This window comes from Nocardia asiatica NBRC 100129 (genome assembly GCF_000308415.1).
Taxonomy (GTDB): domain Bacteria; phylum Actinomycetota; class Actinomycetes; order Mycobacteriales; family Mycobacteriaceae; genus Nocardia; species Nocardia asiatica.
Window position 1 is genome coordinate 1 of record NZ_BAFS01000237.1, and the last position, 20,762, is coordinate 20,762.

19 protein-coding genes and 1 tRNA gene are annotated in these 20,762 nt (G+C 70.2%); 8 read left to right on the forward strand and 12 right to left on the reverse strand.

Annotated elements, in window-relative coordinates; translation table 11 throughout:
• Nucleotides 1-460: 460 nt before the first annotated feature.
• A complete protein-coding gene (locus ON27_RS23265) occupies nucleotides 461-1,531 on the forward strand; it encodes a TerC family protein (RefSeq protein WP_051046924.1) in 1,071 nt (356 codons plus the stop codon).
• A 117-nt stretch (nucleotides 1,532-1,648) separates the two neighbouring features.
• Nucleotides 1,649-1,969, forward strand: coding sequence for a helix-turn-helix transcriptional regulator (locus ON27_RS23270; RefSeq protein WP_043731807.1), 321 nt, complete (start codon nucleotides 1,649-1,651; stop codon nucleotides 1,967-1,969).
• A 203-nt stretch (nucleotides 1,970-2,172) separates the two neighbouring features.
• Here ON27_RS23270 and ON27_RS23275 read toward each other — a convergent pair.
• From ON27_RS23275 to ON27_RS23285, 3 genes are all read right to left on the reverse strand, one after another.
• Nucleotides 2,173-2,246, reverse strand: a tRNA-Leu gene (locus ON27_RS23275).
• A gap of 231 nt (nucleotides 2,247-2,477) precedes the next feature.
• Nucleotides 2,478-3,395 (reverse strand): ribonuclease Z, encoded by a 918-nt coding sequence (locus ON27_RS23280; RefSeq protein ID WP_043731766.1) that lies wholly within the window; start codon nucleotides 3,393-3,395, stop codon nucleotides 2,478-2,480.
• A 52-nt stretch (nucleotides 3,396-3,447) separates the two neighbouring features.
• A complete protein-coding gene (locus tag ON27_RS23285) occupies nucleotides 3,448-4,953 on the reverse strand; it encodes an amino acid permease (RefSeq protein ID WP_043731769.1) in 1,506 nt (501 codons plus the stop codon).
• A gap of 406 nt (nucleotides 4,954-5,359) precedes the next feature.
• Here ON27_RS23285 and ON27_RS23290 point away from each other — a divergent pair, with 406 nt between their 5' ends.
• Nucleotides 5,360-5,878, forward strand: coding sequence for an SRPBCC family protein (locus tag ON27_RS23290; protein ID WP_063711366.1), 519 nt, complete (start codon nucleotides 5,360-5,362; stop codon nucleotides 5,876-5,878).
• A 9-nt stretch (nucleotides 5,879-5,887) separates the two neighbouring features.
• On the opposite strand, the gene ON27_RS23295 is transcribed toward ON27_RS23290, so the two are convergent.
• The 9 genes from ON27_RS23295 to ON27_RS23335 all read right to left on the reverse strand — a co-directional run bounded on the left by ON27_RS23295 (nucleotide 5,888) and on the right by ON27_RS23335 (nucleotide 15,205).
• Nucleotides 5,888-6,835 carry a Ppx/GppA phosphatase family protein gene (locus tag ON27_RS23295; protein ID WP_043731773.1) on the reverse strand — a complete coding sequence of 316 codons (948 nt, stop codon included), beginning with the start codon at nucleotides 6,833-6,835 and terminating at the stop codon, nucleotides 5,888-5,890.
• Complete coding sequence (locus ON27_RS23300) at nucleotides 6,832-7,368, reverse strand: DUF501 domain-containing protein (protein WP_043731776.1); 537 nt, start codon at nucleotides 7,366-7,368, stop codon at nucleotides 6,832-6,834. The genes ON27_RS23295 and ON27_RS23300 overlap by 4 nt, the downstream gene beginning before the upstream one ends.
• Entirely contained in the window at nucleotides 7,365-7,979 is a 615-nt protein-coding gene (locus ON27_RS23305; RefSeq protein ID WP_043731778.1) for an FtsB family cell division protein, read from the reverse strand. The genes ON27_RS23300 and ON27_RS23305 overlap by 4 nt, the downstream gene beginning before the upstream one ends.
• Nucleotides 7,980-8,070: 91 nt before the next feature.
• Nucleotides 8,071-9,357, reverse strand: a complete 1,287-nt coding sequence (gene eno, locus ON27_RS23310; protein ID WP_043731780.1) for a phosphopyruvate hydratase — start codon at nucleotides 9,355-9,357, stop codon at nucleotides 8,071-8,073.
• Between the two features lie 114 nt (nucleotides 9,358-9,471).
• Complete coding sequence (locus tag ON27_RS23315) at nucleotides 9,472-10,197, reverse strand: lytic transglycosylase domain-containing protein (RefSeq protein WP_043731814.1); 726 nt, start codon at nucleotides 10,195-10,197, stop codon at nucleotides 9,472-9,474.
• Between the two features lie 82 nt (nucleotides 10,198-10,279).
• Complete coding sequence (locus ON27_RS23320) at nucleotides 10,280-11,935, reverse strand: ABC transporter ATP-binding protein (protein ID WP_083887754.1); 1,656 nt, start codon at nucleotides 11,933-11,935, stop codon at nucleotides 10,280-10,282.
• A 5-nt stretch (nucleotides 11,936-11,940) separates the two neighbouring features.
• Nucleotides 11,941-12,765 (reverse strand): ABC transporter permease, encoded by an 825-nt coding sequence (locus ON27_RS23325; protein WP_043731784.1) that lies wholly within the window; start codon nucleotides 12,763-12,765, stop codon nucleotides 11,941-11,943.
• Nucleotides 12,762-13,691: an ABC transporter permease gene (locus tag ON27_RS23330; protein WP_245560066.1), complete on the reverse strand. Its 930-nt coding sequence runs from the start codon at nucleotides 13,689-13,691 to the stop codon at nucleotides 12,762-12,764. The genes ON27_RS23325 and ON27_RS23330 overlap by 4 nt, the downstream gene beginning before the upstream one ends.
• Nucleotides 13,688-15,205 (reverse strand): ABC transporter substrate-binding protein, encoded by a 1,518-nt coding sequence (locus ON27_RS23335; protein ID WP_043731787.1) that lies wholly within the window; start codon nucleotides 15,203-15,205, stop codon nucleotides 13,688-13,690. The genes ON27_RS23330 and ON27_RS23335 overlap by 4 nt, the downstream gene beginning before the upstream one ends.
• A 322-nt stretch (nucleotides 15,206-15,527) precedes the next feature.
• Between ON27_RS23335 and ON27_RS23340 the strand changes: the two genes are divergently transcribed.
• From ON27_RS23340 to ON27_RS23360, 5 genes are all read left to right on the forward strand, one after another.
• On the forward strand, nucleotides 15,528-16,685 hold the full coding sequence (locus ON27_RS23340) for a TauD/TfdA family dioxygenase (protein WP_051046925.1): 1,158 nt from the start codon (nucleotides 15,528-15,530) through the stop codon (nucleotides 16,683-16,685).
• The gene (locus ON27_RS23345; RefSeq protein ID WP_174377872.1) at nucleotides 16,657-17,667 is read left to right on the forward strand and encodes an ornithine cyclodeaminase family protein; all 1,011 of its coding nucleotides are present in this window, start codon (nucleotides 16,657-16,659) and stop codon (nucleotides 17,665-17,667) included. The genes ON27_RS23340 and ON27_RS23345 overlap by 29 nt, the downstream gene beginning before the upstream one ends.
• Nucleotides 17,668-17,683: 16 nt before the next feature.
• A complete protein-coding gene (locus tag ON27_RS23350; RefSeq protein ID WP_306306958.1) occupies nucleotides 17,684-19,060 on the forward strand; it encodes an alanine racemase in 1,377 nt (458 codons plus the stop codon).
• 34 nt (nucleotides 19,061-19,094) lie between these two features.
• Nucleotides 19,095-20,126, forward strand: a complete 1,032-nt coding sequence (locus tag ON27_RS23355; protein ID WP_043731800.1) for a PLP-dependent cysteine synthase family protein — start codon at nucleotides 19,095-19,097, stop codon at nucleotides 20,124-20,126.
• 73 nt (nucleotides 20,127-20,199) lie between these two features.
• A partial coding sequence (locus ON27_RS23360; RefSeq protein WP_245560067.1) for an MATE family efflux transporter occupies nucleotides 20,200-20,762 on the forward strand: 563 nt, incomplete at its 3' end.

A 20,762-nucleotide genomic window follows, 5' to 3' on the forward strand; every position in this document is an offset into this window, starting at 1 on the left:
GTCAATATTGACATACGAACTGTTTTTACTGCATTGTAAATCGCGAAGATTGTTGCGCCTTCGGTCACCCGTGGTGACCACGAACCAGGACGGGAAGGGTGTGGGGTTGGCCATGGCGGTGAGCGCGGTAATGGCCCATGACGGCTCACCGGCGGCGAGCGCCGCTATCCAGGTGTGGCGAGAATCTGCGCATCGCCTAGCCACTGCTGGCGCGCGAACACGCTGCGGTGCCCGACGGGCCGGTGATCGTGGGCTGGGGTCGGCTCGGCCGGTGCCCGCACCGCCCTCGACGCGGCCGCCCGCCTGTTCCGGCAGCGGTGGGTACCGCCGGCCTGTGTCGACAACGGCTCCGGGAGCGCATCACAGACTCCGCAGGGCAGCAAGCTCGTTCGCCCAGACCTCGACTCGACCACCGTTCACCGCGCGCGTAGCGCGCTTCTTCGAAGAGAAAGGATCGATCGTGTCGGTTCCATTGTGGATGTGGCCGGCGGTGCCGGCGTTCATCCTGGTCATGCTGGCGGTGGACCTGTTCGCCCACCGTAAAGCCCACATCGTGGGCGTACGCGAGGCCGCGGCCTGGTCGGCGATCTGGGTGACGCTGGCCCTGGCCTTCGGCGGCGTGATCTGGTGGGGCTGGGGCGGCGAGTTCGCCGCCCAGTACTACGCCGGCTACGTCATCGAGAAATCCCTCGCAGTGGACAACGTGTTCGTCTTCGCCGTCCTCTTCGCCTACTTCGCCGTGCCGCGTGAGTATCAACACCGGGTGCTGTTCTACGGTGTGCTCGGCGCCCTGGTCTTCCGCGGCATCTTCATCGCCGCCGGCTCGATTCTCATCGCCGGCTTCGCCTGGATCCTTTATGTGTTCGGTGCGTTCCTGGTGGCCACCGGCATCAAGATGGCCCGCCACCGCAACGAGACCATCGACCCCGGCAAATCGATGGTCCTGCGCGGATTCCGGCGGCTGGTCCCCATGACCGACGGCTACCGCGGCCAGAAATTCTGGGTCGAGGAAGGCGGCCGCTGGGTCGCGACACCGCTGCTGGCGGTACTGGTCCTGGTCGAGACCACCGACATCGTCTTCGCCGTGGACTCGATCCCCGCCATCTTCGCCGTCACCAGCGAACCCTTCCTGGTGTTCACCTCCAACGCCTTCGCCATCCTCGGTCTGCGCGCGATGTACTTCCTGCTCGCCGACCTGATGCACCGCTTCATCTACCTCAAACTCGGCCTCGCCGTGGTCCTGGTCTGGGTTGGGATCAAGATGCTGCTCCTAGAGATCTACAAGATCCCCACCACGCTGTCGCTGACCGTGGTCATCGCCATCCTCGCCGTCGCCGTGGTCGCCAGCTGGACCCGCACTCGCACCGCCCCCGGCACCCCGACCGGCCCGGACACCCCGGCTCAGGCCGAGCCCGAACAGCAGACGGGGCAGCGGACCCGGCAGATCGATGCCTCCGCACACGGCAAGATCCCTATCGACCCCACCCTCCTCACGCCGACCGGCCCCGAACACGGGGACCGGCACCTCTGAACCAGCCCGCACCGACCGTCAACTGCGCCCGGCCCCGCGCCGCGCAGCTGACGGCATGCCCCACCAACCAACACCAGAAGGTGGATACCGGAAATGACGATGGTCTATGGTGCGGGTATGACCACCCGCGACACCACCGAGCCCACCCCCGCAGCACAGACCCCGGCGTCGCGGGGCTGGACCTTTCTGACCAACCACGCCCACGTGCTGCTGTGCCTGTCCCGCGACGGCGACCTGACCATGCGCGAACTCGCCCAGGCGATCGGCATCACCGAACGCGCCGTGCAGGCCACCATCGCCGACCTCGTCGCCGACGGCTACCTCACCACCGTCAAGAACGGACGCCGCAACACCTACACCATCCACGGCGAGGGCCGCCTGCGCCACCCGCTGGAATCCCACCACACCATCGACGAACTCATCACCGCCCTGCGCTGAACCCCAGCCCGCCTCCGGCGATTCCCTTCCGCCGAGCACCACCGAAACCCCGGATAGCGATCTCATCAGCCTGCTCTATCCGGCAGCCGACCGCCAGCCACGCCATATCCGTTGTGTTTCGGCGCTTTCCACCGGAACCCCCGTCGCACCAGCCGCGGACGCACCAGGGGGCGAGAAACAGGATCGACCGGCGGTCTCCTCGGTGCCCCCAGTCGGACTCGAACCGACACTTGGCGGATTTTAAGTCCGCTGCCTCTGCCAATTGGGCTATAGGGGCGTCCGGGACAGCCTACCGAGTCGTACGCCTGTACCGGAATTCCGACAATTCGCCGGGGTGGCGGAGCGTCGGCCGTTGCCGGTGCCGGACGGCGCGGTCGGGTGACCGGAGCCGGTGGCGGGTGTTTCTTGCCCGGGGTTGGCAGGCGTCCCAGAGAACTAGATCGGTGGCGGCGGGCTGGTGTTAGCGTCCGGGGCGCATCTCGGCGTGGCGAATGTCGGCGGCGCGCCGTCAGCGGCGGGGCGGCACCGGGATTCGGGCGAGGTCGGTGGCGATGTGGATCTCGCCGGAGAAGTACTTCGCCGCTTCGGCCAAGTGCTCGTCGAGGTCGCGATAGCGCTGGGAGAAGTGGGTCAGGACCAGGCTGCGGACACCGGCGTCGGCGGCCGCCCGCGCCGCCTGGCCCGCGGTGAGGTGACCGTATTCGGTGGCCAAGTGTTCGTCGGCGTCCAGGAAGGTGGCTTCGATGACGAGCATGTCGACCTCGGCGGCGAGTTCCTGGACACCGGGGCACAGCCGGGTGTCCATCACGAAGGCGAAGCTCTGACCGGATCGTGGCTCGCTGATCTCCCCCAGAGTGACTGTGCGACCGCCGAACTCGACGCTGCCGCGCTGTTGCAGTTCGGAGATGATCGGGCCGCGCAGTCCGAGCGCGCGCAACCGGTCGGGCAGGATGCGCCGACCGGGCGGCTCACTGAGCCGGTAACCGAAGGTGTCCACCGGATGCGAGAGCCGCACCGCGGTCACCGTGAACGGCGCCTCGGGCAGGTCGACGGGGCCGGGGCCGACGACCGGACGAGGTCGCAGCTCGGCGCGGTGATAGTACGACGTCGCGTTGACCAGCCGGTCGTAATACGCTGCGCCGGACGCCGGGAAGACGACGTCGACCGGATGCGGCACCCGATCGAGGTTGATCCGCTGCACCACGCCGGCCAGGCCCAGGCTGTGGTCGCCGTGGAAATGGGTGATGGCGATCCGGGTGAGCCCGGTGACGGTGACGCCGGCATAGGTCATCTGCCGCTGCGTACCCTCACCGGGGTCGAACAGGATCGACTCGTCGTCCCACCGGAGCAGATACCCGTTGTGGTTTCGCTGTTTCGTCGGCACCTGACTCGCGGTACCGAGAACAACCAACTCACGCTGCGACACCGCGTCAGGCTATCCGCCGATACCGGATGAGCCCGAACAGGCCCGTAGGTGGCTACCCGACCGGCGTCTTCCCGAGCAGCGAGTTGCGCCGGGAGTAAGCGAAGTAGACGACGAAGCCGATCGCCATCCAGGCCAGGAACCGCAGCCAGGTCTCAACGGACAGGTTCAGCATCAGCCACAGGCACGACAGCACCGCCAGGACGGGCACCAGCGGCACCAGCGGGACCCGGAAACCGCGCGGCAGATCCGGTCGGCTGCGACGCAGGACCAGCACGCCGACCGACACCAGCACGAACGCGAACAGCGTCCCGATGTTGACCATCTCCTCCAGCGTGCCGAAGTCCACGAACCCGGCCAGCAGCGCGCACCCCACCCCGACGATCACGGTGACGCGAACCGGCGTGCCGTTCTTGCCGGTGTGCGCGAGTTTGCGCGGCATCAGCCCGTCCCGCGCCATCGCGAACAGCACCCGGGTCTGCCCGAGGTACATCACCATGACCACCGTGGTGAGCCCGGCGAGGGCGCCGATCGAGATGATGTTCTTCGCCCAGGTCACCCCGTGGATGCCGAACGCCGTGGCCAGCGTCGCGTCGCCGCCGGACAGCTCGGTGTAGGGCACCATGCCGGTGAGCACGAGCGACACCGCGACGTACAGGATCGTCACGATGAGCAGCGAGCCGAGGATGCCGCGGGGCACCGCGCGCTGCGGGTTCCTGGTCTCCTCCGCCGTCGTCGCGACCACGTCGAAGCCGATGAACGCGAAGAACACCAGGCTGGCCGCCGCGAGCAGGCCGTACCAGCCGAAGTTGCTGTGCCCGGCGCCGGTCAGGTAGGAGAACAGCGACTGCCGCAGGCCCTCGCCGCGCTCCCCCGGCTGCGACGGCGGGATGTACGGCGAGAGGTTCGAGGACTTGAAGTAGGTGAAACCGACGACCAGCACGAGCGCGATCACGCCCAGCTTGATGGCGACCGCCACCGCCGAGACCCGCGAGGACACCTTGGTGCCGGTCGCCAGCAGCACGCCGAGCACGGTGATCAGCAGCACCGCGCCCCAGTCGAAGCTCACCGAGCCGATGTGCGCGACTGGGGAGGTGGTGCCGAGCACCTCGCCGAGATACTGCGACCAGCCCTTCGCCACCACCGCGACGGCGAGCGCGAACTCCAGGATGAGGTCCCAGCCGATGATCCAGGCGACCAACTCGCCGAAGGTGGCGTAGGAGTAGGTGTAGGCGCTGCCCGCCACCGGAACGGTGGACGCGAACTCGGCATAGCAGAGCGCGGTCAAGCCGCAGGCGATCGCGGCGAACACGAAGGCGAGCGAGACCGACGGACCCGCGACATTGCCCGCGGTGCGCGCGGTGAGGGTGAAGATGCCCGCTCCGACCACGACGGCCACGCCGAAGACGGTGAGGTCCCAGGCGGTCAGGTCCCTGCGGAGTTTCGAGTCGGGCTCGTCGGTGTCGCGGATCGACTGTTCGATGGACTTGGTGCGGAACAAACCGCCCCATCGAGACGAGACATCACCCTTCGGATCGGCTTGTGGCCCGGGCTTGGTCACGCGTTCTCCTTAGATCGTGCTGTTGTGCTCGGTGTTCTGTACCCAGGCGGCGGGCTGATGCACGCCCCGCCGTGAGTTCGCTGATGCGCGGTGCGATGGCGGCGGCGATCAGCCCCGCGCGCACCACGCCCGTCCCGGCGATACCGGAGAAGCGAACTCGTGACCCAGGTCATAGAACCGGGTCAAACTACCCGAGATCGAGGCTGAGAACCACCATTGGCCCTCGTCGTCGGCGCTTCAACCATGCTCCGAAGATCCCAGTCGGCGCGGTGCGGCGCAGGATTCGTGTGTTCTGTTCAGACCCGACCGGACAGTCCGCCCCGAAAGGTTTGCCCGCCGCACGTCCGGGCACCCCGCAAGCGACAGGCAAACCAGCCCCGGCCCACACCCAGAAAGCGTTGAGCTGATGGTCCACGTGGAAATCACCGTGCCGACGACACCCGACCAAGTCTTCGCCGTCCTGTCCGACGGCTGGCTGTTCTGCGCCTGGGTGGTGGGCGCCACGCACATCCGCGACGTCGACGGCGAGTGGCCCGGCGTCGGCTCGCGACTGCACTACAGCGCGGGCGTGTGGCCGTTCACCGTCAACGACACCACACAGGTCGTGGCGGTCGATCCGCCGCACATGCTCGAACTCGAGGCCGAACTCTCGCCGCTCGGCGCGGCGTGGATCCGTTTGGAACTCGTCGAGACCACCCCCGGCGAAACCCAGATCCGCATGTACGAGCACGCCGAACGAGGATTCGGCACCCTGGTGCCCAACGTGCTGCAAGAGCTCCTTCTGGTGCCGCGGAACAAGGAATCGCTCTCCCGGCTCGCCGACATCGCGATCGGCAAAGCACGCAGCGCGGGCCGCGCCGGGGTGGAGCCGGGCCCGGAAGCGCACGCCGAGATGCGGCTGGACGGACCCGTGCCGCAGCACTGACCGGCCGGCTCAGGCGATCGACAGGGCGATGCCGTCGAGGATGTCGTGCTCGCTGACCACCAGCTCGGAAATGCCCGCGCGACGAGCCAGTTCCTCCGCGAGCACCTCGGTGATGACCGCTCCGCCGCCGATCACGTCGACCCGGCCGGGGTGCATCGGGCCCAGCGCCGCGCGCTGATCGTGGTCCATGGCGATCAGGCGATCGCAGACGTCGTGGACCTGGTCCATGGTGAGCCGGGTGAGGTGCACCCGCGCCGAGTCGTATTCGGGGAGATCGAGCGCCACCGCGGCCAGGGTGGTCATGGTGCCCGCGACGCCGACCCAGGTGTGGGCGCCGTCCACGGGGACGTGGGTGAACGCCTCGGCCAGCCGTTCGGCGGCGAAAGCGCGGGCCGCGGCGACCTGCTCGGCGGTGGGCGGGTTGCCCGCCAGGCACCGCTCGGTGATCCGGACGCAGCCGACGTCCGCGGAGAATGCGGCCCGTACGCCCGCGCTGTCCCCGAACACCAGCTCGGTGGATCCGCCACCCAGGTCGACCACGACGAACGGACCCGCCGCCTCGGACAGTTCGCCGATCGCGCCGGCGAACGAGAGCCGCGCCTCCTCGTCACCCGTGATCACTTCGGCCTCGGCGCCCGCCACCACGGTGCCGAGTTCGGCCCGGGCCATGGCGAAGAAATCCTCCCGGTTGGCGGCGTCGCGGGTGGCGGAGGTGGCCACCATGCGCACCCGGCCCACGCCTGCCTCGCGCATCGACGCGGTGTAATCGGCCAGGGCGGCGCGGGTGCGTTCGATCGCCTCCGGCGCCAGCGAGCCGGTCGCGTCGACGCCCTGCCCGAGGCGGACGATGCGCATCTCGCGGTGCACGTCGGCCAGGCGTCCGTCGCCGAGCACGTCGGCGATCAGCAGGCGGATGGAATTCGTGCCGCAATCGACGGCGGCTACCCGGTCACTCATCGCTGTGCTCCAGTCTCTCGCGGGCCGGTCGGCCGATGCGCGGGCCAGTCGGCGGGAATCGCGGTGCCACGCAGGCCGTGCTCGGCGGCCAGCGCCACGGCCTCGTCGCCGAACGGGTTCACCCCCGGCCCCTTGGCCAGCGCGTGGGCGATCAGGACGTGCAGGCACTTGACCCGCTCGGGCATCCCGCCGCCGGTGAAATCGGTGCCGAGCGACTCGATTTCGTCCCGCTCGGCCAGATAGCTCTCGTGCGCGGCGCGGTAGGCGGCGGCCAGCTCCGGGTCGGCGGCGAGCCGCTCGGTCATCTCCCGCATCACACCGGCGGATTCCTGCCTGCTCGCCTCGGCGGTGAGCCGGGGGTCGGTCAGGTAGTACAGGGTCGGGAAGGGGGTGCCGTCCGGCAGCCGCGGCGCGGTCTTCACAACGGCCGGGATCCCGTCCGGGGTGCGGTAGGCGATGGCGAGCACGCCGCGCGGCGCACGGCCCAGCTGCTCGGCGATGATCGCGAGATCCTGGTCGTCGGGTGCGGTCACCTGGGTCCTTCCAGTCCTTCCGGTGCTTGCGGTCGCGGTGCGGCGGCCGCCGGTGTCGGCTGTGGCTCGGAGATACTGCGCCACAGTTCGGTGTACCAGGGATCGGGTTCGCGCGCCCTGGTGGGCGCCGGGGGCGGGGCGGGCGCCTCGATCCCGGGCACCTGCACGATGTACGGCGTCTCGCCGGGCATCACCAAGCGCAGCCGGTCGCGCGCCTCGGTGCGGATGAAGGCCGGATCCTGCTGCTGCGCACGACGATCGCGCAGCCGGGCCAGGTCCGCCTCCAGTTCCGCGCGCTGCTGCGCCAGCTGCGCGGCCTCCGCGCGCTGGGTGAAGTACGTGCGCATCGGCACCGCGAGGGTGAGCGCGAGCCCGCACACCACCATCGCGAGGATCACCGCCTTGCCGGTGGACAGGCCGAGGAACGTGTGATCGTGCCGGTCGGCGGCGGAACGTGACGCGCTCTTGCGCGGTTTCGGCTTCTCCGCCGCCTCCGACCGCCTGCGGCCGCGCTTGGCCGCGGAGTCGGCCGGGCGGGAGGTCGCGGCACGCGACGTGCGGCGGTCCCCGCGTCCGGCCGGACTGGTCCCACGCGCACGTCGCTCCGTCATCTCACGCCTTCGGTCTCTGCTTCGCGGTATTCCCGGGGCCCTGCGTGGTTACGCACGCTACCTCCTCCGGACCCGTCGCTCCTGCCGCAGGTCAGCCTTCGAACGCGAAGCGGGGGAACGCGACGTCGCCCGCGTAGCGCGCGGAATCGCCCAGCGCGTCCTCGATGCGCAGCAGCTGGTTGTACTTGGCGACCCGCTCGCTGCGCGCCGGGGCGCCGGTCTTGATCTGGCCGCTGCCCACCGCGACGGCGAGGTCGGCGATGGTGGTGTCCTCGGTCTCGCCGGACCGGTGCGACATCATCGTCTTGTAGCCGTTGCGGTGCGCCAGCTCCACCGCGTCCAGCGTCTCGGTGAGCGTACCGATCTGGTTGACCTTCACCAGCAGCGCGTTGGCGGCGCCCTTGGCGATGCCCTCCTCCAGGCGCTCCGGGTTGGTGACGAACAGGTCGTCGCCGACCAGCTGCACCTTGTCGCCGATCTGGTCGGTCAGGGTGACCCAGCCGTCCCAGTCGTCCTCCGACAGCGGGTCCTCGATGGACACCAGCGGGTAGGCGCCGATCAGCTCGGCGTAGAACTGCGCCATCTCCTCGGCCGAGCGCACGACGCCCTCGAACTTGTAGCCGCTGCCGGAGGTGTAGAACTCGGTGGCCGCCACGTCGAGCGCGAGCGCCACGTCGCTGCCCAGCTTCAGGCCGGTCTTGGCGATGGCCTCGCTGATCAGGTCGAGCGCCACCTTGGTGCCCGCCACGTCGGGCGCGAAACCGCCCTCGTCACCGAGGCCGGTGGCCAGGCCCTTGGCCTTCAGCACCGCCTTGAGGGCGTGGTAGACCTCCGCGCCCCAGCGCAGCGACTCCTTGAAGGTGGGCGCGCCGATCGGGGCGACCATGAATTCCTGCACGTCCACGCCGGTGTCGGCGTGCGCGCCGCCGTTGAGGATGTTCATCATCGGCACCGGCAGCACGTGCGCGTTCGGGCCGCCGAGGTAGCGGAACAGCTCGAGACCCGAGGACTCCGCGGCCGCGCGGGCCACCGCCAGGGACACGCCGAGCAGGGCGTTGGCGCCGAGCCGGGACTTGTCCTGGGTGCCGTCCAGGTCCAGCAGCACCTGGTCGACGGTGCGCTGCTCCACGGCGTCCAGGCCGATGACGGCGGGCGCGATCTCGTCGAGCACGCCCTCGACCGCCTTGCGCACGCCCTTGCCGCCGTAGCGTTCACCACCATCGCGCAGTTCCACGGCCTCGTGCTCGCCGGTGGACGCGCCGGACGGCACGGCCGCGCGGGTCAGGGTGCCGTCGTCGAGAGCGATCTCGACCTCGACGGTGGGGTTTCCGCGCGAATCCAGGATCTCGCGAGCTCCGACCTGTTCGATGATGGCCACGAAAACGACACTCCTTCGGCTGCTGACACGGTTGGTCTCACGGGATGGGCCGTGCGCTGCGAGCCTATCGTCCCGCCCGCGCGGCGGGTAACCGGCACTCCGGGGACCGGCCGATCACACCCGGCGTCCGACGCTGTAACTCGCGGCCCGGTCACGCACCGTCAGCAGGTATTTGTGCGACTGGTTGTAGGTGAGCAAGGCCCGCTGCCAACCGTGCTCGGAGGTGAGGTCGCCGCCGCTGGCGCACAGGTACCTGGCCGCGGTGAGCGCCGCGTCGTCGATGCTCTGCGGATCGGCGACGCCGTCGCCGTTGGCGTCCACGCCCCAGCGCTTCCAGGTCTCCGGGATGAACTGCAGCGGACCGACGGCGCGGTCGTGCACCGGGTCGTGGTCGAGCGCGCCTCCGTCGGTGTCCTTTATCAGCGCGACGCCGGGCGAACCGTCCAGCGGAATGCCGATGATCGGCGGGCGGACCGAGCCGTCCGCGGCGACCTGCGCACCGCGATGGGTGCCGTGCTTGCTCTCCACACTCGCGATACCGGCCAGCGTGGTCCACGCGACGCCGCAGTCCGGGCGGGCTCTGGTCATCACCGCCGCCGCGTAACCGTAGGCCTCCAGCGCGATCGACGGGATGTCCAGCCGATCGGCCTGCTCACCGGCCCAGCCGCGCAACTGGACGGCGGTGCGGCCGGGCGCGTCCAGGTCGATCACGGGCAGCGGCGTGCCCGGTCCGGGCGGAATGCCCTCCGGGATCGGGGTGCGGTCGATCCCGCAACCGGCGAGCCCGAGAATCACCACGACGGCGGCCGAGACGCCGATCTTTCGCAACACCCTTTCCATGATCCAGATGACGGCGAGTGCCCTCGGTGATCCGGTGCCGGAGGCCACCGCGTGTCGGGTGTGCGCGGGGCGTGCACCCGGCTCAGACGAGCAGTTCGCCGGTGGCGTTGTGGGCCGGCGCGGCGAGCACCGTCGCGGTGTGACCGGATTCGACGATGCGCCCGTGATCGAGGACGAGCAGCGCCGGGCAGTATTCGGCGACCAAGGCCAGGTCGTGGGTGATGATCAGCAGGGCGGCACCACGCTCGGCCCGGATCCGGTCCAGCAGGCGCATGATCGCCGCCGCGGTGGTGTGGTCGAGGGCCGAGGTGATCTCGTCGCACAGGAGCACGGCGGGTTCGGCGGCGAGGGCGCGGGCCAGCGCCACCCGTTGACGTTGTCCGCCGGACAGCTCGTGGGGGTAGCGGTGGGCCAGGTCGGCGGACAGCTCGACCGCGGCGAGGAGTTCGGCGATCCGCGCCGACAGGTCCCTGCGCGCGACGCCGCCGATCCGCCGCAGCGGGCGGCCGAGGGTCTGCGCCACGGTGCGGCGCGGGTTGAGCGCGGACCTGGGGTTCTGGGTGACCAGCTGAATACCGCCCGCGCCGTAGCCGATTCGCCTTCTCGCACCGACGGTGATCCGCTCCCCGCGCAGCTCGAGCAAGCCGGTCGCCGAACGGTGCAGACCCGCGATCACGCGCGCCAAGGTGGTCTTGCCCGCACCCGACGCGCCCACCACCGCGAGCGCCGACCCCGCTTCCAGCGCGAGGTCGATGTCGGCGAGCACTCGATGTCCGTCGATCGTGGCGCTGACGCCCTCGGCACGCAGCACGACGTCGTCCTGCGGGCGATCGTCCGTCCCGTCGGTCGGAGACTTGTGACCGTCACTGCCGAATCGCACGGCCTCGGCCCGGACCGAGCCGATGTCCGGGCGGGTACGAGGACCCGTCCGGCCAGTGGTACGCCTTGGACCACCGTCGTCCGAGCCGATCTCGGCGGGAGAAGGCGGCTCCAGGCGGGTTTCCCGCCACACGTCACGCACGGTTGCCGGGTGGACCGAGCCGAGTTCGACCACATCGTCGGCGATCGAGTGCACCAGGGCGGTGTCGTGACCGGACAGCAGGATCGCCGACGACCGCTCGCGGGCGAGTGCCGCGAGCTGTCCGGCGATATCGGTGCGCAGCGCGCCGTGCAGCCCGGCCAGCGGCTCGTCGAGCACCAGCACGCCGGGGCGGCGGATCAGCGCTCTGGCCAGAGCCACACGGCGCTGCTGGCCGCCGGAGAGTTCGCCTGGGCGACGGCGCAGGTACTCCGCCGAGAGGCCGACCAGCGCCAGCGTGTCGGTCAGTGTGGACTCGGACGCCTTCGGCGCCACCTCGCGCAGCAGAGCGCGCACGCGCAGCAGCGGGTTCAGCGCGGAACCCGGATCCTGCCCGACGTAGGCGATGTGTCGCCGCCGGAACCGTTGCAGCGCGGCGGCATCGAGCGCGAGCACGTCGTGTCCGGCGACCGACGCCGAACCCGTCGCGCGCGCCGAGGCGGAGGGCAGCTGTCCGAGCAGCGCCCGCATCACCGTCGTCTTGCCCGAGCCGGACGGGCCGGTGAGCGCCGTGACCGTGCCCGCGGGGATACGGAACGTCACGGGGCCGGCCAGTCGCCGCCCGTCCGCGGCGAGCACGGTCAGCTCGCCGACCGCGACGAGGTCGCCGGTCATCGGCAGGGCGTGTTCCGGCTCCGCCGTCCCGCCTTCGCGCTTCATGACGCTCACGTTCCCTCCCGCTCCCCTTGTCCGATCGCCGACACCGCCAGGTTCACGCTCACGGCGACGATCGCGATCGCGAGGCTGGGTGCCAGCACCGCCCAGGGATTGAGCAGCAATCCGGAGGCGTTCTCGCGCACCATGACCGCCCAGTTGCTCGCACCCAGCGTCGTGGGCAGTTGCAGGAAGGACGCGGTGCTGACCAGGTAAACGCCCGCGACGAAACGCAGCCCCAGCTGAGTCGTCCATACCGCGCGCATATTCGGGATCACTTCCCGGAACACCAGATGCGTCAGCGATTCACCGGCGGCTTGCGCGCTCTCGACGTACCCGGTGGCCGCGACCCCCGCCGCGGCGGCGGTGCAGATCCGCGCGCAGTAAGGCACTCCGAACAGCAGCGCCAGCACGATCAGCCCGAGACTGCCCGCGTCCGGCCACGAGGTCAGCACCAGCAGGATGCCCAGCACCGCGGGGACGAGGATGAAGAAGTCGGTGCCCAGTTCGATCCACGCGCCGATCCGCGGCCGCAGCGCCGCGACCGCGCCGAGCACGCAGGACACCGCGGTCACCAGCACCGCGATGACCGCCGCCACCAGCAGCAATCCCCACCCGCCGTAGAGCAGTTGGCTGAGCACGTCGCGGCCGAGCCGGTCGGTGCCCAGCGGCGCGCCGTCGCCGGGATCGCCGAACGGGATGCCGATCGCCCGCTCGGCGGGGTGCGGCGCCAGCGTCGGTCCGAGCGCCGCCAGCAGCGTGACCAGGAGGGCGGGAACGACGATCAGCAGGCCCAGCCGTCGCCGGACCGGACGCGCGACGATCGATGTCCTCATCGCCGTCCCCGCAACGACCAGCTGCGGATACCGTCGGCGACGGCCAGCACGCCCATGATGACCACTCCGGACAGCGCGACCACCGCGGCGACCACCGAGGTGTCGCGGTCGGCCACCGAACCGGCCAGTACCGCACCGAGACCGGGGTAGTTGAAGATCGTCTCCACCACCAGGGCCCCACCGAGCAGCATGCCGACCGTGGTGGCGAAGCTGGCGACGATCGTCGGCAACGCGAACGGCAGGACGTGCCGTGCCAGGACAACGCGGCCCGAAAGACCGTCCAGCACCGCGCTTTCCACGTGCGGAGCCAGCGCCGCGTCGGACAGGGCGGCCCGCACCACCCTGGTGTTCCAGCCGATCTGGGGTAGTGCCAGCGCGAGCACCGGCAGCACCAGCATCTCCGGACCCGCCGGGAACCCGGACCGGCCGGTGATGGTGACCGCGGGCAGCCAGCCCAGCGCCAGCGCGAACACCAGGATCAACACCGTGGCGACGACGAACTCCGGAATCGCCACCGCCGTGGTCGTCGCCGGTTGCAGCACCCGCGCCGCCGCGCCGCCCGGACGGGTCGCCCACCACGCGCCGAGCGCGAGCGAGGCGAGCACGGTCACCGCGAGCGCCAGCCCGCCGAGCAGCAGTGTGGGCGGGAACTTGTCCGCCAGGAGGTCGTTGACCGGACGCCCGCGCGCGGTACGCCCGAAATCGCCGGTCGCCACGCTCGTTATCCAGTCCCAGAACCGCACCGCCAGCGGACGGTCCAGCCCGAGCTCGCGTTCTTTGGCCGCGATCTGCTCCGGGGTGGCCTCCCGGCCGAGCACCGCGCGGGCGGTGTTGCCCGGTAGCAGGTCGACGGCGACGAAGACACAGGCCACCAACGTCACCAGCAGGATGACGCGCCGCAGCAGGAGTCGCGCGAAGGAGATCACCCGGCCAGCCAAGCTCTTTCCAGCTGAACGCGGGCGAACCCGCCCAGGGTGGGGAGATCGCGCACCCGGGAGGCGGCGATGTCGATGCCGTCGGCCATGCCCCAGACCAGGTAGCCGCCGCGCTCGTATTGGATGCGCTGCAACTGCCGGGCCGCCTGCTGGTACTCCGCGTCACTGTGCGCGGACAGCGCTTCGGCGGTGGCCGCGTCGAACGCCGCGTCCTTGAAAGCGGTCTCGTTGCGGTTGGACCCGCTCGACAGCAACTTGCTCGCGAAGAACAGCGTGGAATCGTTGGTGCCCCAGGAGATCGTGTACAGCGGCGCCTTCAGCCAGGTCTGGTCGTAGAAGGCGTTCGGCTCCTGGGTGACCACCTCGAGCCGGACGCCGATCTCGGCCAGCTGGTTGGCGATGACCTTGGCCGATTCGACTTCGCCGGGGGCCTCGGCCTTGGTGACCAACGGGTAGCCGCGCCCGGTGTCGAAGTTCGCCTCGCGCAGCAGCGCCTTCGCGCGGTCCACGTCGCGGGTGCGCTGCGCGATGGAGCTGTCGTAGAGCGGGTCGCCCGTGCCGAGGATGTCGTTGGCGATCGTGCCGTAGCCGGAATGCACCTGGTCGACCAGTGCTTTGCGGTCGACGCCGAGCCGGAGCGCGGTGCGCACCCGCGCGTCGGCGAACGGACCGTCGGAGGTCCGCATGGCGACGCCGACCACCGTGTCGTTCGGGCGGCGCACGACCGTCAGGTCACCGCGGCCCTCCGCGGTGCGGCCCGCGATGGCGCCGACGTTGGACGCCAGGTCGATCTGCCCGCCGAGCGCCGCGTTGCCCAGCGCGGTCACGCTCTCGAACATGGTGACCTCGATGGCGTCCAGCAGCGGCGGCGTGCCGTGCCACCGGTCGTTGCGCACCAGCCGGGCATTGCCGCCCTGGTAGGACTCCAAGCGGAAGGGTCCGCTGCCGATCGCAGCGGTGAAGTCGGTGGTGTCCTTCTTGGCCGTGAAGGTCATCAGGCGCACCAGCAGCGGCAGTTGGGTATTCGGCTCGGGCACCGCGAGGACCACCCGGTTCGGTCCGTCGGCGGTGATGTCCTCCACGGCCACCGGCATCTTCGACGCGCCCCCGACCGTGCGCAGCCTGCGCAGCGACCACACGACGTCCTCGGAGGTCACCGGTGACCCGTCGTGGAAGGTCGCGTTCTGGGCGAGGGTGAAGCTCCAGCGCCGCCGCTCGGCGTCCGGCTCCCATCGGGCGGCCAGGCGCGGCACGACGCTCGGGTCGCCGCCCGGCACGGTGAGCGCGTCGTAGACCAGGGAGGCGATCAGGAAGTCGCTGTCGTTGCTCAGGTTGGCGTGCGGATCGCGTTCGATGCGCGCCGCGGTGCCGAGCGCGCCGACCCGCAGTGTGCCGCCGCGCCGGGCGGGTCCGGGCGAGTCGGCGTCGTCGGAACACCCGGCTACGAGCAACACCGCACCGACCCCGAGACCTGAGCGCAGCAGTTGCCGTCGATTCAAAACCATTGCACTGCCTTCTTTCCCGAACCCAGGCCACTGCGGGACCCGCGCACCAAGTACTGATCAGGACAGGCTAGCCTAATGGATCGCGCGACTCGCCGATACCGGCACCGAAACGGCAGCGCAATGGCGTACCGGCCGCAAACCTCCGGCACGGGCTTCCGATCCTCCACCGACCGGCCACTTCGGCCGGACGGAAGTTATCCGATTCGGCTATCTTTTCGCCGACTCGCTTAGGTAAGCCTTGCTTCACTCCACTGGAAGGGCTACCTTCGCTTTACCAGTCGTCACCCCTGCTTTTCGAACCGATGCGAAGAAGGGATACCCGGTGAAAAGCGTTCTCTCCGAACGTAAGACGCTTCACCCCCTAGACCTCGAACAACGCGAGTTGCCCCCGGCGGCGGGCCGGGCGGTGCGTGCCCTCGCCAGAGAGATCTCCGCCACACTCGACCTCGCGCTGGCCGATCCGGCCGCCGCCGCGCGCACCCTCGCGGATCCGGCGCTGATCGAACGGATCGATGCCGGCGTCGCGGAACTCCCGGCCGAGGTGCGCCACGCCATGCGCCCGCCCGCCACCGCGGCCGGAGCCACCGTGGTCGGCCGCCTTCCCGTGCAGGACAACGAATTCGGGCCCACGCCGCCGAGCTGGCGAGAAGCGGCGCGCTGGAGCGGGGACCCGGCTCGGCGCGCGCACTCCTTCGAACTCGACCTGGTGATGTTGCTGCTCGCGCGCAGCGCGGGTGAGCCGTTCGGCTGGCAGGGCCAGCAGGACGGCCGGCTGGTCAACAACATCGTTCCCGCGGCCGGTCACGAGCACGAGCAGTCCGGGGCCAGCAGCAAGGTACTCCTGAGCCCGCACACCGAGGACGCCTTCCACCCCCGGCGCGCCAACCTGTTGATGCTCGGCTGCCTGCGCAACCCCGACTCCGTCGGGACCACCGTGTCGTCGGTGCGCCGGATCGAGCTGTCGTCCCGGCAGCGCGAAGTGCTCAGCACTCCGGCGCTGCCGATCCTGCCGGACGTCTCCTACGGCGACGGCCACGAAACACGTTCCGCCGCCGCGGTTCCCACTCTGTGGAGCGCCGCGGGGCCGGACGAGCAGACCCTGCGCTACGATCCGGCGTACACCCCGCTCGCGGAGGCCGGACCCGAATTCCGCGCCGCCTACGAACAACTCACCGCGGAACTCGAACGCGTCTGTGTCACCGCCGCGCTCGCACCCGGTGAGCTGTTGCTGGTGGACAACGACGTCGCCGTGCACGGCCGGGTGCCGTTCACCGCACGATACGACGGCACCGACCGGTGGCTCAAGCGAGTGAACATCCGGCTTCCGGAACGGCGGCGGCGCGCCGAGGAAGCCGACGAGAATGGCTACGGGCAACAGATCGTGGCCCCGTTCCGAGCGGCGAACGTCCTGCCGGTCGAGAGCGGCACTCATGAGCGGGATGCGGTACGACATGATCGAGGATCCTTTGAGCACGCGTGACCGAAGCACACCCCTGCGGGTGTTGAGCCGCAGCGACCTCGCCGACGTGCCGATCACACCGGCCGCGGTGGTACGCGCGGTGGAGGAGGCGTATCTGGCTCTGGCGGCGGGTGATTCGGACAACCCGCGCAAGCTCAGCGTCGCGAACCCGGACGGATGGTCGGTCGCCTACGCCATGCTCGGCCGGGACGGCCGCAGGCGCGTGGTGGCGATGAAGACCTCCTACAAATTCGACCCCGGCCACGACCGCAGCACGAAGCGGTACTACACGACCATCACGCTCTACGACGACTCCACCGGTGCGCCGATCGCGATGATGGACTGCGCGCGCGTCGGCGCGCTGCGCACGCCCGCGGTGTCGGCCCTGCTGGTGCGGGAGACCGTGCGGCGCGGGGCGGAGAGCGTGCTGCTGATCGGCACCGGAACCCAGGGCCGCAACGCGCTTCCGCATCTGCTCGCCGCCAACCCGCAGCTGCGCAAGCTGATGGTCTACGGGACCCATCCCGAAGGGCTGGAAGCCGTGCACCGCATGCTCGCCGAGCACCATCCGCACGCGCTGCTCGAGACCGTGACCGATGCGCGCGAGGCGGCTGCGGCCGCCGATGTCGTGCTGGCCACCGCGGGCCCGGCCACCGAGGTCGCGCTCGAATCCGACGACCTCGCACCGGGTTCGGTGGCCGTGCTGGTCGGTTACGGGCTCGCGCCCTCGACGCTGACCGGCGCCGACCGGGTGATCGCGACCAGCGCCGAGCAGATGGCGCTGACCGGCACCGACATGGCCGGTCCCGACGGCACGCTGCGCGCCGTGGACGCCGAGCTGCCGCGGATCCTGAATCGCCGCGCGGTCGCGCGGCGCTCGGACGAGGAGCGGATCTTCGTCTACAACAGCGGGCTGGTGCTGACCGATATCGCGGTGGCCCACGCGCTGGCCGAGCGGGCGATCGCGGAGGGCCGGGGTACGGAGGTGCCGCTGTGGGACTAGCGCGCGGAGCCGCACGGTGGACCTAGAACCCGCGAGTATCGCCATGGAGCCGGGTGCGCAGGCACACGACGCGATCGGCGCGTCGCCGATGCCCGCGCATCTCGATCCGTGGGAGCGCCGCCTGCTCGCCGATCCGGACCTGCTCGGCGACATGGCCTTCGCGATGGGCGGCCCGTTCCATGTGATGTACCCGGCGCGGGTGGCGCACAACATTCGCTCCTTCCACGCCGCCTTCGCCCACGCAGGCGTGCACGGCACGATCTATTACGGCAAGAAGGCGAACAAAGCCGGGTGCGTCGCGCGGGCGTGCGCGGAACAGGGCGCCGGTGTGGACGTCGCCAGCGTCGGCGAGCTGACCGCCGCGCTGGCGCAGGGCGTCCGCGGTGACGAACTCATGGTGACCGGGCCGGCCAAAGCGGACGACCTGCTCTGGCTGGCCGCCCGGCACGGTTCGCTGCTCGCCGTGGACGATCTCGGCGAGCTGGCCAGGCTCGCCGCGCTGGCCTCACCCGTAGCGCCCGCGCGCGTGCTGCTTCGCGTGCTGCCCGCTGCCTCGGCCAGCCGGTTCGGCTTGACCTCCGACGAGATCGAGGACGCGCTCACGGTGTGCGGCGGTCACGATTCCCTTCGCCTGGAAGGTTTCAGTTTCCACCTGTCCGGCTACGACGCGGTGGCGCGCGCGGAACTCGCGGGCGCGCTGCTCGCCCGCTGTCTGCACGCGCGCACGCTGGGGCATCCGGCCACCACCGTGTCGATCGGGGGTGGCTTCGGCGTCGATTACGTGCCGGCGGAGGCCGCGACGAAGTTCGACGCGGAAGTGGGCAGGCAGTGGTTCCACTCCGGGAAGTCCTTCGATTCGTACTATCCGTACCACTTTCCGGCGCCCGGTGCGGCCATGCTCGCCCAGATCCTCGAATACGAGGATCTGGCCGGACGACTGCGTGACAACGCCGTGCGCCTGGCGATCGAACCGGGACGCGCGCTGCTCGCGCACGCGGGATGCACCGTCTTCCGCGTGCAGGGCAGCAAGAACAGGTACGCGCACGGCAAGCCCTACCGGTTGCTCACCGTCGACGGCACCAGCCTCAGCCTCTCCGAACAGTGGTTCGACAGCGAGTACCTGCCCGATCCACTGCTGTGGCCCACCCGGCCGGGCGAAGTCACACCCACCAGCGTCGGCGCGGCCACCTGCCTGGATTCGGACATGCTCAGCTGGCGCCGGGTGCCGCTGCCTCGTCCCGCCGAGGTCGGTGACCTGCTGATCTATCCGAATACCGCCGGTTATCAAATGGACTCGAACGAGTCCGCCTTCCACGAGCTCCCCATCCCCCCGAAAATCGTGCTGCACGACGCGCCCGGCGACCGCTTCCGCTGGACCCGCGACAACAGCTGATGCCGATTTCCCCGACACGAACCAGGAGGTAGCAATGCCGCTCGTCACGCGCGTGACAGATCTGATCGGTCGCACGCCGCTGTTCGAGCTCGCGGCCACCGCGACGGGCACCCGATTACTGCTCAAGCTCGAGCAGTTCAACCCCACCGGCGCGGCCAAGATCAGGATGGCGCGCGAGATGGTGCTCGACGCCGAGCGTCGCGGTTTGCTGCGCAGTGGCGGACATATCATCGAATCCACGTCCGGCAACACCGGGCTCGGCCTCGCGGTAGTTGCCGCCGAACGTGGGTATCGCTTCACCGCGATAGTCGACCATCACGCATGTAAGGACAAACTGCGGGCGATGCGGGCAATGGGTGCGGAACTGGTGTACGTCGCCGACGAGGACGACGACAACCTGGCCACCTCGGCACGGGAGGATCTGGCCGAGGCGATGGCGGCCGAGCGCGACGACGCCTATTTCACCGAGCAGCACAACAACGACGCCAACGCGGTGGGCTACTACGCCGTGGCCGAAGAGTTGCTCGAAGACGTCGAGCGGGTCGACATCCTGCTCTCGGCGGTGGGTACCGGAGGTTCGCTGTTCGGCACCGCCACCCGGCTGCGCCAGCTCGGCTGCGTCCCCTACGTGATCGGCGTCGAGCCGGTCGGCTCGATCGCGTTCGGCGGACCGGGCGGCCCGTACTGGCAGTCGGGCACCGGCACCCCGCCGGGCGCCACCATCGGCACGGCGGTGGACTACTCGCTGCTGGACGAAGGCGTCAAGGTCACCGACGTGGCGGCGTTCGCGACCGCGCGCGCCGTCGCGGCCGAACTGGGCCTGATGATCGGCGGCTCGGCGGGTGGATCGGTGGACGCCGCGCTCACCCGGCTCGAGCAGTTCCCCCCGGGCTCCACCGTGGTCACCATCGTGTGCGACGGCGGGGAGAAGTACTTGGACACGGTGTTCGACGACCAGTGGATGGCCGAGCGCGATCTGCTCGACCCCGATGCCGAACGCGAGGTCGCGGCCATGCTGCGGCGCTACACGCCCGCCGCCAGGAACACGCTGGTGGAGGCGCGGTGAATCCCGGACGTCCGTACGGCGCGACGCTGCCCCCGCTCGGGGCCGGCCGGTCGCCATCCGCAAAGGAGGACCGGTGATCCGGACAAGCTTGCGCGGCGACGGCGGGCGGCTCACCGCCCTCGCGACGCCCATCGCGCTGACCCAGCTGGCCCAGATCGCGGTGTCCACCACCAATATCGCGCTGATGGGCACGCTCGGCGTGCGGCAGGTGGCCGCGGGCGGGCTGGCGATCGTGCTGTTCAACCAGATCCGCACCATGTGCGTCGGCTTGATCACCGGCAGCGGCAACCAGATCGCCACGGCGGTGAGTGCGGCGGGCAAGCGCGGTGAATCGCCGGATCCGGAGATCCGCGACCTGCTGCGGTCGAGCTTCGTGATCGCCACCGTCGCCGGGCTCGCCGGCGGCGCGGTGCTGATCGGTCTGGGCTGGGTGCTGCCCTGGCTCGGGCAGGACCCAGGAGTGCTCGCCGACGCCCGTCCCCTGATGGTGGCGCTCGCCCCCGGCCTGCTGCCCTGCCTGTGGTTCCAGGTACTGCGCCAGTACACCGTCGGCATGCAGCGCCCGCAGGCGCTGTTGCTGGTGACGCTGGGCTCGGTGGTGCTCAACCTGCTGCTGGCCCTCGGCTTCATCCACGG